14 protein-coding genes are annotated in these 15692 nt (G+C 61.7%); 10 read left to right on the top strand and 4 right to left on the bottom strand.

Going from position 1 to position 15692, the window contains the following annotated elements:
- From ACHH0Z_RS09350 to hycI, 6 genes are read left to right on the top strand one after another with little or no spacing between them, the layout of a single operon-like run.
- A complete protein-coding gene (locus tag ACHH0Z_RS09350) occupies window positions 1-924 on the top strand; it encodes a respiratory chain complex I subunit 1 family protein (RefSeq protein ID WP_045408566.1) in 924 nt (307 codons plus the stop codon).
- A gap of 15 nt (window positions 925-939) precedes the next feature.
- Window positions 940-2649, top strand: coding sequence for a formate hydrogenlyase subunit HycE (gene hycE, locus ACHH0Z_RS09345; protein ID WP_025912384.1), 1710 nt, complete (start codon window positions 940-942; stop codon window positions 2647-2649).
- Between the two features lie 9 nt (window positions 2650-2658).
- Window positions 2659-3201: a formate hydrogenlyase complex iron-sulfur subunit gene (locus tag ACHH0Z_RS09340; protein ID WP_008499573.1), complete on the top strand. Its 543-nt coding sequence runs from the start codon at window positions 2659-2661 to the stop codon at window positions 3199-3201.
- Window positions 3201-3968: an NADH-quinone oxidoreductase subunit B family protein gene (locus ACHH0Z_RS09335; protein ID WP_021241938.1), complete on the top strand. Its 768-nt coding sequence runs from the start codon at window positions 3201-3203 to the stop codon at window positions 3966-3968. Before ACHH0Z_RS09340 ends, ACHH0Z_RS09335 begins: the two co-directional genes overlap by 1 nt.
- Complete coding sequence (locus ACHH0Z_RS09330; protein WP_023294422.1) at window positions 3965-4375, top strand: formate hydrogenlyase maturation HycH family protein; 411 nt, start codon at window positions 3965-3967, stop codon at window positions 4373-4375. Before ACHH0Z_RS09335 ends, ACHH0Z_RS09330 begins: the two co-directional genes overlap by 4 nt.
- Window positions 4368-4823: a hydrogenase maturation peptidase HycI gene (gene hycI / locus ACHH0Z_RS09325; RefSeq protein ID WP_032664243.1), complete on the top strand. Its 456-nt coding sequence runs from the start codon at window positions 4368-4370 to the stop codon at window positions 4821-4823. Before ACHH0Z_RS09330 ends, hycI begins: the two co-directional genes overlap by 8 nt.
- An 81-nt stretch (window positions 4824-4904) precedes the next feature.
- On the opposite strand, the gene ACHH0Z_RS09320 is transcribed toward hycI, so the two are convergent.
- Both ACHH0Z_RS09320 and ascF read right to left on the bottom strand, forming a co-directional pair.
- On the bottom strand, window positions 4905-6329 hold the full coding sequence (locus tag ACHH0Z_RS09320; RefSeq protein ID WP_045408569.1) for a 6-phospho-beta-glucosidase: 1425 nt from the start codon (window positions 6327-6329) through the stop codon (window positions 4905-4907).
- 18 nt (window positions 6330-6347) lie between these two features.
- Entirely contained in the window at window positions 6348-7799 is a 1452-nt protein-coding gene (ascF, locus tag ACHH0Z_RS09315) for a PTS cellobiose/arbutin/salicin transporter subunit IIBC (RefSeq protein ID WP_045408572.1), read from the bottom strand.
- Between the two features lie 213 nt (window positions 7800-8012).
- On the opposite strand from ascF, the gene ACHH0Z_RS09310 reads away from it, so the two are divergent.
- The 4 genes from ACHH0Z_RS09310 (at window position 8013) to ACHH0Z_RS09295 (ending at window position 12952) form a co-directional block, all read left to right on the top strand.
- Window positions 8013-9026, top strand: coding sequence for a LacI family DNA-binding transcriptional regulator (locus ACHH0Z_RS09310; RefSeq protein WP_023325960.1), 1014 nt, complete (start codon window positions 8013-8015; stop codon window positions 9024-9026).
- Between the two features lie 134 nt (window positions 9027-9160).
- A complete protein-coding gene (hydN, locus tag ACHH0Z_RS09305; protein ID WP_008499565.1) occupies window positions 9161-9706 on the top strand; it encodes an electron transport protein HydN in 546 nt (181 codons plus the stop codon).
- Window positions 9707-9711: 5 nt separating this feature from the next.
- The gene (gene hypF / locus ACHH0Z_RS09300; protein WP_045408576.1) at window positions 9712-11928 is read left to right on the top strand and encodes a carbamoyltransferase HypF; all 2217 of its coding nucleotides are present in this window, start codon (window positions 9712-9714) and stop codon (window positions 11926-11928) included.
- A gap of 1 nt (window position 11929) precedes the next feature.
- Window positions 11930-12952: a HoxN/HupN/NixA family nickel/cobalt transporter gene (locus tag ACHH0Z_RS09295; protein WP_023325958.1), complete on the top strand. Its 1023-nt coding sequence runs from the start codon at window positions 11930-11932 to the stop codon at window positions 12950-12952.
- An 81-nt stretch (window positions 12953-13033) separates the two neighbouring features.
- Here ACHH0Z_RS09295 and norW read toward each other — a convergent pair whose 3' ends face one another.
- Complete coding sequence (gene norW / locus ACHH0Z_RS09290; protein WP_045408579.1) at window positions 13034-14167, bottom strand: NADH:flavorubredoxin reductase NorW; 1134 nt, start codon at window positions 14165-14167, stop codon at window positions 13034-13036.
- Complete coding sequence (gene norV / locus ACHH0Z_RS09285) at window positions 14164-15606, bottom strand: anaerobic nitric oxide reductase flavorubredoxin (protein ID WP_045408581.1); 1443 nt, start codon at window positions 15604-15606, stop codon at window positions 14164-14166. The genes norW and norV overlap by 4 nt, the downstream gene beginning before the upstream one ends.
- Window positions 15607-15692 lie beyond the last annotated feature (86 nt).

Raw genomic sequence — 15692 nt, 5'->3', positions numbered from 1 at the left:
ATGAGTCTGTTACTGGCAATTCTTCAGGCGCTGGTGCTGTTCGCCGCCGCGCCGCTGCTGTCGGGCATCACGCGCGTGGCGCGCGCCCGGATGCACAACCGTCGCGGGCCTGGCGTACTGCAGGAGTACCGCGATCTCTTCAAGCTACTTTCTCGCCAGAGCGTGGCCCCGGATGCCGCAGGCTGGGTCTTCCGCCTGACGCCGTTCGTGATGGTCGGCGTGATGCTCACCATCGCCACCGCGCTGCCGGTGGTAACGGTGGCTTCGCCCCTGCCCGTGCTTGGCGATCTGATTACGCTTATCTACCTCTTCGCCATTGCCCGCTTCTTCTTTGCGATTGCGGGTCTCGACACCGGGAGCCCGTTTACCGGCATCGGTGCCAGTCGCGAGGCGATGCTCGGCGTGCTGGTTGAGCCGATCCTGCTGCTGGGGCTGTGGGTCGCCGCGCAGGTTGCGGGTTCCACGCACATCAGCTTTATCACCGACACCATTTACCACTGGCCAGTTGCCCGCTCCCTTCCGCTGGTGCTGGCGCTGTGCGCCTGCGCGTTCGCCACGTTTATCGAGATGGGCAAGCTGCCGTTCGATCTGGCCGAAGCCGAGCAGGAGCTGCAGGAAGGGCCGCTCACCGAATACAGCGGCTACGGCTTTGCGGTGCTGAAGTGGGGCATCAGCCTCAAACAGCTGGTGGTGCTGCAGATGTTTGTCGGCGTCTTCTTCCCGTGGGGGCAGATGACGCACTTCTCCGCGGGCGGTCTGCTGCTGGCCGTCGTGGTTGCCGCCCTCAAGCTGCTGGTCGGCGTGCTGGTCATTGCCCTGTTCGAAAACAGCATGGCGCGCCTGCGTTTTGTGGAAACGTCCCGCATCACCTGGGCCGGGTTTGGTTTTGCATTTTTAGCGTTCGTCTCCTTGCTGGTGGCGTGATTAAAGAGAGTATTTATGTCTGAAGAAAAGAAAGGTCAGCAGTATCTCGCCGCGTTGCATCAGGCTTTCCCGGGCGTGGTGCTGGAGGAGTCCTGGCAAACCAAAGACCAGATCACCGTCACCATTAAGGTGAACTATCTGCCGGAAGTGGTGGAGTTTCTCTACTACCAGCAGGGCGGCTGGCTGTCGGTGCTGTTCGGTAACGACGAGCGCCAGCTGTGCGGCAGTTACGCGGTGTACTACGTGATGTCGATGGAGCAGGGCGAGAAGTGCTGGATCACCGTGCGCGTCGAGGTCGACCCGAATAAACCGGAATACCCGTCCGTCACGCCGCGCGTGCCCGCCGCCGTCTGGGGCGAGCGCGAAGTGCGCGATATGTATGGCCTGGTGCCGGTTGGCCTGCCGGACGAGCGCCGTCTGGTGCTGCCGGACGACTGGCCGGACGAACTCTATCCGCTGCGCAAAGACAGCATGGACTACCGCCAGCGTCCGGCGCCGACTACCGACAGCGAAACCTACGAGTTCATCAACGAGCTGGGCAGCAAGAAGAATAACGTGGTGCCGATCGGCCCGCTGCACGTCACCTCTGACGAGCCGGGCCACTTCCGCCTGTTCGTTGACGGCGAAAACATTATCGACGCCGACTACCGCCTGTTCTACGTCCACCGCGGCATGGAGAAGCTGGCGGAGACCCGCATGGGCTACAACGAAGTGACGTTTCTTTCTGACCGCGTGTGCGGCATCTGCGGCTTCGCCCACAGCACCGCCTACACCACCTCGGTAGAGAACGGCATGGGGATCGTGGTGCCGGAACGCGCGCAGATGATCCGCGCCATCCTGCTGGAGGTGGAGCGCCTGCACTCGCACCTGCTGAACCTCGGCCTGGCCTGCCACTTCGTCGGCTTTGACTCCGGGTTTATGCAGTTCTTCCGCGTGCGCGAAGCGTCGATGAAGATGGCGGAGATCCTCACCGGGGCGCGCAAAACTTACGGTCTGAACCTGATCGGCGGGATCCGCCGCGACCTGCTGAAAAACGACATGATCCAGACCCGCCAGCTGGCGCAGCAGATGCGCCGGGACGTGCAGGAGCTGGTGGATATGCTGCTCAGCACCCCCAACATCGAGCAGCGCACCGTCGGCATTGGCCGTCTTGACCCGGAGATTGCCCGCGACTTCAGCAACGTCGGCCCGATGGTGCGCGCCAGCGGCCACGCCCGCGACACGCGTGCCGATCACCCGTTCGTCGGCTACGGCCTGCTGCCGATGACCGTGCACAGCGAGCAGGGCTGCGACGTCATTTCCCGTCTGAAGGTGCGCATCAACGAGGTGTTCACCGCGCTGAACATGATCGACTTCGGTCTGGACAACCTGCCGGGCGGCCCGCTGATGGTGGAAGGCTTCACCTACATTCCAAACCGCTTTGCCCTCGGCTTTGCCGAAGCGCCGCGCGGGGACGACATCCACTGGAGCATGACCGGCGACAACCAGAAGCTCTACCGCTGGCGCTGCCGTGCGGCGACCTACGCCAACTGGCCAACCCTGCGCTACATGCTGCGCGGCAACACGGTCTCCGACGCGCCGCTGATCATCGGCAGCCTCGACCCGTGCTACTCCTGCACCGACCGCATGACCGTCGTGGACGTGCGCAAGAAGAAAAGCCAGGTGGTGCCGTACAAAGAGCTTGAGCGCTACAGCATCGAGCGTAAGAACTCGCCGCTGAAATAAGGATTCGTCATGTTTACCTTTATCAAAAAAGTGATCAAAACCGGCACGCAGACCAGCCGCTATCCGCTGGAGCCGATGCCGGTCGACAAAAACTTTCGCGGCAAGCCGGAGCACAACCCGCAGCAGTGCATCGGCTGCGCGGCCTGCGTCAATGCCTGTCCGTCGAATGCCCTGACGGTGGAAACGGATCTCAAAACCGGCGAGCTGGCCTGGCAGTTTAACCTTGGACGCTGCATCTTCTGCGGCCGCTGCGAGGAGGTCTGCCCGACGGTCGCCATTCGCCTGTCGCAGGAGTACGAGCTGGCGGTGTGGAAGAAAGAGGATTTCCTGCAGCAGTCGCGCTTTGACCTGTGCCACTGCCGCGTCTGCCAGCGCCCGTTCGCCGTGCAAAAAGAGATCGACTACGCCATCGCGCTGCTGCAGCACAACGGCGACGCGCGCGCGGAACATCACCGCGAAAGCTTCGAAACCTGCCCGGCGTGCAAGCGTCAGAAATGCCTGCTGCCGTCCGACCGCATTGATATCACCCGCCACATGAGAGAGGCCAGCTGATGGAAAACCTACTGGGCCCGCGCGACGCGAACGGCATTCCGGTGCCGATGACGGTGGACGAATCCATCGCCAGCATGAAGGCGTCGCTGCTGAAAAAAATCAAACGCTCGGCCTACGTCTACCGCGTGGACTGCGGCGGCTGCAACGGCTGCGAGATTGAGATCTTCGCTACGCTGTCGCCGCTGTTTGATGCCGAGCGCTTCGGCATCAAAGTGGTGCCGTCCCCGCGTCATGCGGACATCCTGCTGTTCACCGGGGCCGTCACCCGCGCCATGCGCTCGCCCGCGCTGCGCGCCTGGCAGTCCGCGCCCGATCCGAAAATCTGCATCTCGTACGGCGCCTGCGGCAACAGCGGCGGCATCTTCCATGACCTCTACTGCGTCTGGGGCGGCACCGACAAAATCGTGCCGGTGGACGTCTACATTCCGGGCTGCCCGCCGACGCCCGCTGCGACGCTGTACGGCTTCGCGATGGCGCTCGGCCTGCTGGAGCAGAAAATCCACGCGCGCGAGCCGGGCGAACTCGACAACCAGCCGGCCGCCATTCTGCACCCGGACATGGTGCAGCCGCTGCGGGTGAAGGTTGACCGCACGGCGCGCAGGCTGGCGGGGTACCGCTACGGGCGCCAGATTGCCGATGATTATCTGCGCCTGCTGAGCCAGGGCGACCACCAGGTGGCACGCTGGCTGGAGGCGGAAAACGATCCGCGCCTCAATGAGATTGTGGCGAACCTGAACAGCATCGTCGATGAGGCGCGTATCCGATGAGTGAAACGGTGGTGTTCAGCCAGCTGAGCCGTAAGTTTATTGATGAGAACGATGCCACGCCGGATGCGGCGCAGCAGGTGGTCTATTACAGCCTGGCGATTGGGCATCACCTCGGGGTGATTGACTGCCTGGAGGCCGCGCTGAGCTGCCCCTGGCCGGAATACCTGGCGTGGATTGCCACGCTGGAGGAGGGCAGTACGGCGCGGCGCAAAATGGAAGGCGTGCCGAAGTACGGCGAGATCGTGATCGATGCGAACCACATTGCCATGCTCGCAAACGCCTTTGACGCGGCGCTCGGCAGGCAAACCCCCGAGCAGCAGGCGTGGAGCAAAACGCTGCTCGGCATGCTGCATGATATTCATCAGGAGAGCGCCATCTACCTGATGGTGAGGAGATTACGTGACTGACGTTTTACTGTGTGTCGGCAACAGCATGATGGGCGATGACGGCGCGGGTCCGCTGCTCGCAGAGATGTGTGCCGCCAACCCGCAGGGCGACTGGGTGGTGATTGACGGCGGCAGCGCGCCGGAAAACGACGTGGTGGCCATCCGCGAGCTGCGCCCGGACAGGCTGTTAATCGTCGATGCCACCGATATGGGGCTCAACCCCGGCGAGATCCGCCTGATTGACCCGGACGATATCGCCGAGATGTTTATGATGACCACCCACAATATGCCGCTGAACTACCTCGTGGATCAGATCAAAGGTGACGTGGGCGAGGTGCTGTTTTTGGGCATTCAGCCGGACATTGTCGGGTTTTATTACCCGATGACGCCGCCGGTGAAAGAGGCGGTGGACGTGGTGTATTCACGGCTTGCCGGGTGGGTTGGGGATGGAGGTTTTTCTCAGCTCTGAGCAGCGCCCGGTGGCGCTACGCTTACCGGGCCTACGGTTTTGTAGGCCGGGTAAGGCGAAGCCGCCACCCGGCAAAACAGGCTACTCGAGATCCGCCCCGTTACTCGCAATCACCTTCTTATACCATCCGAACGATTTCTTGCGTTTCCGCTCCAGCGTGCCGTTCCCGGCGTCGTCGCGGTCGACGTACACAAACCCGTAACGCTTGCTCATCTCCCCGGTTGAGGCCGAGACAAGGTCAATGCAGCCCCAGGTGGTGTAGCCCATCAGCGGTACGCCGTCCTCAATCGCGTCGCCCATCGCGCGGATGTGCTCGCGCAGGTAGCTGATGCGGTAGTCGTCGTTGATCTCGCCGTTTTCATCGATGACGTCCTTCGCGCCGAGGCCGTTTTCCACCAGGAACAGCGGCTTCTGGTAGCGGTCGTACATCATGTTCATGGTGATACGCAGGCCGAGCGGGTCGATGCCCCAGCCCCATTCGCTCACCTGGATGTGCGGGTTGCGCAGGGACTTCACGATGTTCGCCGCGCTGGTGTTGCCCGCGTTCATGTCCGCCGAGGCGCAGCGCGAGGCGTAGTAGCTAAACGAGACAAAATCGACGGTATTTTTCAGCAGTTCGTCATCGCCCGGGTCTTTCACAATTACCACGCCTTTCTCGCGGAACACGCGGGCAGAATAGGCCGGATAGCGGCCGCGCGCCTGCACGTCGATAAAGAACAGGTTCTCGCGGTCTTTCTCCAGCGCCATCCACACGTCTTCCGGCTTGCAGGAGTAGGGGTAGAAGTTACCGCCCGCCAGCATGCAGCCGACCTGGTTTTCCGGGTTTACCTCGTGGGCAATTTTGGTCGCCAGCGCGCTCGCCACCAGCTCGTGGTGCGCGGCCTGGTATTTCACCTGGTCTTCGTTTTCGCCTTCCTCAAACACCAGTCCCGCCCCGGAGAACGGGCTGTGCAGCATAATGTTGATTTCGTTGAAGGTCAGCCAGTATTTCACCAGCCCGTTAAATTCTTCGAAGCAGGTGCGGGCGTAGCGGGCAAAGAAATCGACCATCTTGCGGTTGCGCCAGGAGCCGTACTCCGTCACCAGGTGCATCGGCACGTCAAAGTGGCAGAGGGTCACCAGCGGCTCGATGTTGTACTTTTTGCACTCCTCGAACACCGCGCGGTAAAAGGCAATGCCTTCTTTGTTCGGCAGCGGCTCGTCGCCGTTCGGATAGAGGCGGCTCCAGGCGATCGAGGTGCGGAACACCGTAAAGCCCATCTCCGCCATCAGGGCGATGTCCTCTTTATAGCGATGGTAAAAATCAATCGCCTCGTGGCTCGGGTAGAACTCGTCGTCACGCAGCGAGAAACGCTTTTCCTTACCGAGCTTCACCGCCAGGCGATTCGCGCCGTGGGGGATCATATCGACCGTCGTCAGCCCTTTGCCGCCTTCACGGTAAGCCCCTTCGCTCTGGTTGGCGGCAAGCGCGCCGCCCCATAAAAATCCTTGTGGAAAAACAGACATTCTTACCTCGCTTTCAATTTATGCTTTTGCTGCGTTGTTCTGTACCGGTGCGGTCTGCAGGGCGCGCGCTTTTTCAGCCTCGTCTTCGACCGGAATATCCTCAAAGCCCAGTATCAGGGTCAGAATAAACGACAGCACCACTGCCAGACCCATCACGCCAAACACCCAGACGATGGTCATCGGGTTGGCCGGGTCGAAGAACTGCACGCTGGTGAATAGCCCCGGCGCCGCCATCGAGTGGCTGGCGAGACCGGCCATACCGGCGACCGCCCCGCAGATAAAGCCGCTGATCAGGCTCGCAATCAGCGGACGTTTCAGACGCACCGCCACGCCGTACAGCGCCGGTTCAGAGATCCCCGCCATAATGGCGGAGGCCGCTGCCGCCAGCGCCGTCTGGCGCAGCTCCGGGTTTTTGGTTTTCCAGGCCACCGCCAGCGACGAGCCGCCGAGCGACAGGTTAGCGCCGATTTCCGACGGCATGACCATCCCTTCCTTGCCCGTTTCGGCGATGGTCTGAATGATGGTCGGCGTAAACACGCGGTGCATCCCGGTCATCACCAGCAGCGGCCAGAGTGCGCCCATGATGGCGACGGAGAGCCAGCCCAGATAGCCGTGAATGGTGTAGACCAGCGCGGAGATGGCGCTACCGATCCAGATCCCGAGCGGGCCAATCAGCACGATGGCGAGCGGGGCGGCAATCAGCACGATCAGCATCGGCTTCAGGAAGTTTTTGGTTACCGCCGGGGTAATGCGATCTACCCAGCGTTCGATGTACGACAGGCACCAGGTCATCACCAGTGCCGGGATGACGGTGTAGGTGTATTTCACCGCCGTCACCGGAATAAAGGCGAACTCAACGTGTTCGCCCTGCGCGGCTTTCGCCATCAGCTCGATAAAGCTCGGGTGTACCAGCACGCCCGCGATGGCGATCGCCAGCGACATATTGGTTTTGAACTTCACCGCCGCCGAGGCCGCTACCATCAGCGGCAGGAAGAAGAACGCGCCGTCGCCGATGACGGTCAGAATGGTGAGCGTCGGCGCGCCTTTTGGCAGCACGCCGGTCATCTCAAGGATCATCGCCAGCAGCTTGACCATTGAACCGCCGATGATCGCCGGGATCAGCGGGGACATGGTGCCGATCAGTGCGTCGAGGATCCCGGCACCAATGCGGCGTAAGGTCAGTTTCTGCGGACCTTCCGGTACGGCAGGCTGCAGGCTGGTTGGCAACAGACTCACCACTTCGCGGTACGCCTGTGAAACGGTGTTGCCAATAATGACCTGACACTGGTTGTCATTGCGCACCACGCCGAGCACGCCGCTGATGCTTTTCAGGCGCGCAACGTCGGTGAGGGTTTCGTCTTTCAGAACGAAACGCAGTCGCGTCATGCAGTGGGTGACGGCGACGATGTTCTCTTTGCCGCCCAGCGCGCTGATAACGTCGTTCGCCAGCGCAGCGTAATTTTTGGCCATCGGATGTGATCCTGTTATCGTTGTGTGAAATGTAGGAAACCGGTTCCACATAATCATCATGAGTTTCTTTTGATGAAACAAGATCGCTTTTTGAACATTTTTCTTTTTCGTGATTCAGATCGCAATGAGATGCCGAAAGCGTGATGTCGCCGCTGCGACAATTTTTCTGCAGTGCAGTACACTGCCCGCATGAGTTTCGGATGGAAAAAAAACATGACCACGATGCTGGAAGTGGCGAAGCGGGCAGGCGTTTCGAAAGCGACGGTGTCCCGGGTGCTGTCGGGTAATGGCTACGTCAGCCAGGAGACCAAAGACCGGGTGTTTCAGGCCATTGAAGAGAGCGGCTATCGCCCAAATTTGCTGGCGCGCAACCTGGCGACCAAACGCACCCAGACCCTGGGGCTGGTGGTGACGAACACCCTTTATCACGGCGTCTACTTTAGCGAACTGCTGTTTCACGCCGCGCGCATGACCGAAGAGAAAGGGCGACAGCTGATCCTCGCGGACGGCAAGCACAGCGCCGATGAGGAGCGCGAGGCGATCCAGTATCTGCTGGATATGCGCTGCGACGCGGTGATCATCTATCCGCGTTTTCTGAGCGTGGATGAGATGGATGCGATCGTCGAGAAGTGCGAGCAGCCCATTATGGTGCTCAACCGCCGCCTGCGGAAAAACAGCAGCCACAGCGTCTGGTCCGATCATAAAGCCTCCAGCCAGGACGCGGTGTCACAGCTGATTGCGAAAGGGCATCGGGAGATCGCCTTTATCACCGGCTCGATGGATTCCCCCACCGGGGTCGAGCGTCTCTCCGGCTACAAGGACGCGCTGGCGCAGCACGGTATTCCGCTGCGCGAGGGGCTGATCGCGCAGGGGAAGTGGAACCCCGCCAGCGGCGCGGCGGCGGTGTCCGACCTGCTTGCGCGCGGTGAGCGCTTTACGGCGCTGGTGGCGAGCAATGACGATATGGCCATCGGTGCCCTGAAGCAGCTGCACGACAGCGGCGTGGCCACGCCGGACGCGGTGTCGGTGATCGGTTTCGACGATGTGGCCATCGCGCCCTACATCGTGCCGTCGCTCTCCAGCGTACGCATTCCGGTAACGGAGATGATTCAGGAGACCATCAGCCGCCTGATCTTCATGCTCGACGGCGGCGAGTTTAAATATCAGCAAACCTTCTCCGGCGAGCTTGTCCTGCGCGACTCGGTTATTGACGGCCCACACCGCTGATGTCGACAGCTGTCATCGTCATAAGTGACGATGACAGCGCCGCTGCGATTTTTAAAGTTCTATAAAATCAATGTGTTAATTATTGGCACGGTTTATGAATATCTCCGCGCATAACTGTAATGCTGGAGAAGCAGATGAACCGTTTTATTATGGCCGATGCCAGTAAGTGTATTGGTTGCCGTACCTGTGAAGTGGCGTGCGTGGTTTCCCATCAGGCGGAGCAGGACTGCGCGTCGCTTACCCCTGACACCTTCCTGCCGCGCATCCACGTCATCAAAGGCGTGAATATTTCTACCGCCGCCATCTGTCGCCAGTGCGAAGACGCACCGTGCGCGAACGTCTGCCCGAACGGGGCGATTAAACGCGAGAAAGGCTTTGTGCACGTGATGCAGGAGCGCTGCATTGGCTGCAAAACCTGCGTGGTTGCCTGCCCGTATGGCGCGATGGAGGTGGTGGTCCGTCCGGTCGTGCGCAACAGCGGCATGGGGCTGAGCGTGCGGGCGGAGAAAGCCGAAGCCAACAAGTGCGACCTGTGCTACCACCGTGAGGCCGGCCCGGCCTGTATGGAAGCCTGCCCGACGCACGCGCTGGTCTGCGTGGATCGCGACAAGCTTGAGCAGATGAGCGCCGAAAAGCGCCGTCGCGCGGCGTTCGACACCTCGTCATCACTGCTGTTCTGAACCGTATGAGCAGCAACGGCGTTCAGCTGCGGGTGCGCGGCAAGGTGCAGGGCGTGGGGTTTCGTCCCTTCGTCTGGCAGCTGGCGCAGGCGCTTCAACTGACCGGTGACGTCTGCAATGACGGAGAGGGCGTGCTGGTGCGCCTCGCGGGTAATGGGGGGGCCTTTACCGCGAGGCTGCATCAGGACTGCCCGCCGCTGGCACGCATTGATCGCGTGGAAGCGCAGCCGTTTACCTGGGCGCACGTGCCGGAGGACTTTACCATCCGCCACAGCGGGGCCGGGACGATGGACACCCAGATTGTCCCCGATGCCGCGACCTGTCCGGCGTGTCTGGCTGAGATGGGCGACCCACGCGAACGCCGCTATCGCTATCCGTTTATCAACTGCACCCACTGCGGGCCGCGGTTTACCATTATCCGCGCCATGCCCTACGACCGCCCGGCCACGGCAATGGCGCCGTTCCCGCTCTGCGGGCCGTGTGAAGCAGAGTACCGTAATCCTGCCGACCGCCGTTTTCACGCCCAGCCGGTCGCCTGCCCGGACTGCGGACCCGCGCTGGCGTGGCGTGCGGGCGACATGACCGCTGAGCGCGAGGCTGCGCTGCGCGCGGCGGTGGCGATGCTGAAAAGCGGCGGTATTGTTGCGGTTAAAGGGCTGGGCGGCTTTCACCTCGTCTGCGATGCGCGTAACCCGCAGGCGGTCGCGACGCTTCGGTCACGCAAGCAGCGCCCGTCGAAGCCGCTGGCGGTAATGATCCCACATGCGGATGACCTGCCGGAGACGGTTCAGGCGCTGCTACGCTCACCCGCCGCACCCATTGTGCTCACGCCAAAAGCCTGGCTGCCCGCGCTCCCGGAAGGTATCGCACCCGGTCTGGATTCCGTGGGCATCATGCTTCCTGCGAACCCGCTGCAGCATCTTCTGATGATGGACTGCCAGCGCCCGCTGGTGATGACCTCCGGCAACCTCAGCGGCAGACCGCCTGCCGTCACCAACCGCCAGGCACTGGATGAGCTCAGCGGCATCGCGGACGGCTTCCTGCTGCATAACCGCGATATCCTGCAGCGGATGGACGATTCGGTGATGGATCGGGACGGTGCGATGCTGCGTCGCGCGCGCGGCTTTGTGCCCGATGCCATCACGTTGCCTGCCGGGTTCGACAATATCCCCGCCATGCTGTGCACCGGGGCGGAGATGAAAAACACCTTCTGCCTGGTGCGTGGGAACCAGGCGGTGCTGAGCCAGCATTTTGGCGATCTCGGTGACGAGGGTGTGGAAGCGCAGTGGCGTTCGGCGCTGTCGGTGATGCAGGACATTTACGCCTTTCAGCCGACGCGCGTGGTGTGCGATGCCCATCCGGGGTATCGCGCTCGCCAGTGGGCGCAAGCGCAGGCGTTGCCCCTTGAAGAGGTACACCACCATCACGCTCACGCGGCGGCGTGCCTGGCCGAAAACGGCTGGCCGCGCGAGGGCGGAGACGTTATCGCCCTGACGCTGGACGGGATCGGCATGGGGGAAAACGGCGCGCTGTGGGGTGGAGAGTGCCTGCGGGTCAGCTATCTCGAATACGCGCATCTGGGTGGCCTGCCTGCCGTTGCGCTGCCGGGCGGCGATCTGGCGGCGCGGCAGCCGTGGCGCAATCTGCTCGCCCACTGCCTGGCGTTTGTGCCTGACTGGCAGCAGTACCCGGAAACCCACGCGGTGCAGCGCCAGAACTGGCCGCTGCTGGCGACGGCGATCCAGCGTGGCCTCAACGCGCCGCGGGCCTCGTCCTGCGGTCGCCTGTTTGATGCAGTCGCCTGCGCGCTGGGTATCGAAACCCAATCCTGGGAAGGTGAGGCCGCCTGCCGGCTGGAAGCCCTGGCATCGCAGTGCGCGGGTGTCGACCATCCGGTGACGCTGGACGCGGATAATCTCGCGCTTTTCTGGCAGCAGTGGCTGAGCTGGCAGGCGGAGCCCTGCGCGCGCGCCTGGGCGTTTCACGACGCGCTGGCAAAAGGGCTGGCGCAGCTCGCCGCGTTTCACGCCCGGCGCCTGTCGCTGTCGACAATCTGCCTCAGCGGCGGGGTATTGCACAACCGTCTGCTGCGCGCGCGTCTGCGTCATTATCTTTCTGACTTTACGCTTCTTTTTCCTTCGCGCCTGCCCGCAGGTGACGGAGCGATCTCCTTCGGGCAGGCGGTGGTCGCCGCAGCCCGGTCATGTTTACAAAGGACTTAAAATGTTACGACTGTTACGCAATGAACCTCGCGCCGCGCTCCTGCTGCTGGCTCTGGTAATGGCAAACCTGCTGGCCTGGGGATGGGCATGGCACACCTTTAGCGGCAGCACGGCGCTGATGGCGGCAAGCCTGCTGGCGTGGTGCTACGGACTGCGTCACGCGGTGGACGCTGACCACATTGCCGCCATTGATACCGTGACGCGTAAGATGATGCAGCAGGGCAAACGCCCGTCCGGCGTGGGGGCGTGGTTCTCGCTGGGCCACTCCACCATCGTGGTGCTGGCCTCCATTGCCATCGCCGCTACCGCCACGGCGTTTCAGAAGAACATGGCGTGGTTCCACGAAACCGGCAGCCTGATTGGCACCGCCGTTTCCGCGACCTTCCTGCTGGCGATGGCGCTGGTGAATATGGTGATCCTGCGCGGCGTCTGGCGCAATTTTCAGGCGCTAAAACGCGGCAGGCCGGTGCAGGACGACATCACGCTACCTGCTCAGGGCGGGGTGATGAACTGGCTGTTTGGCAAGACCTTCCGCCTCGTCAATAAAAGCTGGCAGATGTACCTGGTCGGTTTCCTGTTTGGTCTCGGCTTTGATACGGCCACCGAGATCGGCGTGCTGGGGATCTCTGCCGCCAGCGCGTCCAGCGGAATGTCGGTGTGGTCAATCATGATCTTCCCGGCACTCTTCGCCAGCGGCATGGCGCTGGTGGATACCCTCGACAACCTGCTGATGGTGGGTGCCTACGGCTGGGCGTTTAACAAACCGCAGCGCAAGCTTTACTACAACATGACCATCACCGGCACCTCCGTGGTGGTGGCGCTGTTTATCGGAGGGCTGGAAGCGCTGGGTCTGCTGATGGATAAATTTGCCCTCAGCGGCGGCCTCTGGGATCTGATTGGCGCGGTGAACGACAATCTGGGCAACGCCGGATTTGTCGTCGTGGGTCTGTTTGTCGCCTGCTGGCTGATCTCCATGGCGAATTACCGCTGGCGCGGCTACGACGCGCTGGTGGTACGTTCCTGAACGACCCAGTCCGGTGGCGCTCCGCTTGCACGGGTCTGCATGTAGGCCGGGTAAGCGGAGCGCCACCCGGCAACCGGAGGGTTAAGCAGGGAGCGATTTCAGCAGGGCGAAGGCCTCCTTCATCCTGTCCTCACTGACGACAAAGGCGCGCATCTGACCGTCGGTATCGGTGCCGCGCGCCACCATGCCCTGCGGCGAAAGGGCAATCTGCCAGTCCAGATCCTGACGCTGCGTTTCACCTGCGAGATGCAGCGGCACTTCCGGCGTTTTCACTTTGACCAGCATGGCGGGTAATTTCACCGGGGCGTTGCCGCCGAGCAGGTTTTTCGCCAGGCACATGGCGCTTAACTGAATCGGTTGCAGGAACGGCAGCACCTGGCCGTTAATTTCCGCGCAGTCGCCCAGGGCATACATGTCCGGCTGGGTGGTTTGCAGGTAGCTGTTAACCTTCACGCCGCGGTTGATTTCGGCGCCTGCGCGGTGCGCCAGCGCCGTTTCCGGGCGCAGCCCCGTCGCCGCAATCACCACATCCACCTCCACGCTGCGGCTGCGGTCGAGCGTCACACGTATGCCGCTGCCGGTTTTGCTCAGGCTCTGCAGCTGCGATTTCAGCAGCAGATGCACGCCCATGTCGGTCAGACGATGCTGTAAGCGACTGCTCACTTCCGCGGGCATCAGCGCTGACAGAATGCTCGCCGCGTGGTCGACCAGGGTCACGGATTTACCCGCACGGCAGAAGTCCATCGCCAGCTCGGTACCGATCAGCCCGCCGCCGACAATCATTACCCGCGTGGCGTCGCGAAGCTCCGTTTCGCTCGCCTGATACGCCTGCTGGCTGTTGAGCGTGACCATCAGCTCGCGGCCCTCAACCGGCGGCACAAACGCGGAGGCACCCGTGGCCAGCACCAGCTTGTCGTAGTGCCAGGTTTTATCTTTCGCTTTCACCAGACGGGCGTTGGCGTCGATATCGGTAACCCAGGTGTACGGAAACAGACGCAGGTTAAACTGTTCTGCGAACGCCCCCGCCGTCTGGCGGGTGAGATCGTCTGCGCGCTGGTTCTGGCTAATGACGTGGCTTAAATCAGGCTTGTTGTACTCGTCCATGCTGTCGGCGGCGATCAGCGTCAGCGGCACGTTAGCGTCCTGCTTGCGGATATTTTTCACCAGCTGGCGGGCGGCAAAGCCCGAGCCGATAATGACGATACCGTGGCTCATTTTGCCTCCGTTGCCAGTTCATCAAAGACGTCTTTCCCGAGGGAACATTCCGGGCAGAGGAAATTGTCCGGCACCTCGCTCCACGGCGTGCCCGGGGCGACATCCAGCAGCGGCTCGCCCCGTTCCGGGTCGTAAATCCACTGGCACACGCTGCACTGCATGCAAGGACCGAGGTCGGCAGCGGCGGCTTCAGCTACGGCTTCCGGCGCAACCGCCGCGGCGGGGGCGGTTTCCGGCAGCGGTGCGAGCGCCCACTGACGGGCAATGTCGCGGCCGTGCTGGCGGCAGATTTCCAGGGCGTCGATATCCGGCCGCCATTTCGCCTTCAGGCTCATCGACATCTCAAACCCTGCATCCTGTAAACGGGTGGAAAGGCGGTCGACCGCACCGCCGCTCCAGCCGTGGGAGCCAAAGGCGCTGGCGCGCTTGTTGCGAAAACGCAGGCCGGTCATCTCTTCGACCAGACCGGCAATCTTCGGCATCATCACGTTGTTCATGGTGGACGTACCCACCAGCACGCCCTTGGAGCGGAAGACGTTGGTGAGGATCTCGTTTTTATCGCTGCGCGCCACGTTGAAGATTTTCACCGCCACGTTCGGGTCCACTTCGTTGATGCCCTGGGCAATGGCGTCCGCCATCATGCGGGTGTTGTTGGACATGGTGTCGTAGAAGATCGTGATGCGGTCTTCCTGATAATCCGCCGCCCACTTCAGGTATAGCTCCACGATCTGGGTGGGGTTTTCACGCCACACCACGCCGTGGGAGGTGGCAATCATCTCCACCGGCAGGTTAAAGCCGAGGATCTCGGTGATTTTAGGCGTCACCAGACGGCTGAACGGGGTGAGGATGTTGGCGTAGTAGCGCTGGCACTGTTCGAACAGCTCGGTCTGATCCACCTCGTCGTTGAACAGACGTTCATCGCAGTAGTGCTGGCCGAAGGCGTCGTTGCTGAACAGCACCGCGTCGCCGGTCATGTAGGTCATCATGCTGTCCGGCCAGTGAAGCATCGGCGTTTCCACGAAGATCAGCTGCTTGCCGTTGCCGATATCCAGCGCGTCGCCCGTTTTCACGGTGTGGAAGTTCCACTCCGGATGGTGGTGGTGACCGTTGATCGAGTCGATGGCGTTGGTGGTACAGTAGATCGGGGTGTCCGGAATATACGACATCAGCTCGGTCAGGGCCCCGGCGTGATCCTCCTCCGCGTGGTTGACGATGATGTAGTCGATGGCGTTCAGATCGATTTCGCCGCGCAGGTTCTGCACGAACTCGCGGCTGAACTTGTGATCGACGGTATCGATCAGCACATTTTTACCTTCACGAATGAGATAGCTGTTGTAGCTGCTGCCGCGCAGCGTTTTATATTCCGTCCCGTGGAAATCGCGCACTTCCCAGTCACGTTGACCCACCCAATGAATGTTATTTTTAACCAGAATAGACATAGCAAACCTCAGCGTAATATCGCGTTTTCAAATAGGATGGTTTGCTTATATCAAGCCGCGTGCCAACTTTTAATCTATTGATTTTT

This window comes from Enterobacter cloacae complex sp. 2024EL-00227, from assembly GCF_043945315.1.
GTDB classification, from domain to species: domain Bacteria; phylum Pseudomonadota; class Gammaproteobacteria; order Enterobacterales; family Enterobacteriaceae; genus Enterobacter; species Enterobacter roggenkampii.
The sequence above is the reverse complement of the archived record's forward strand: the minus strand, read 5'-3'. Positions and strand labels throughout refer to the sequence as shown.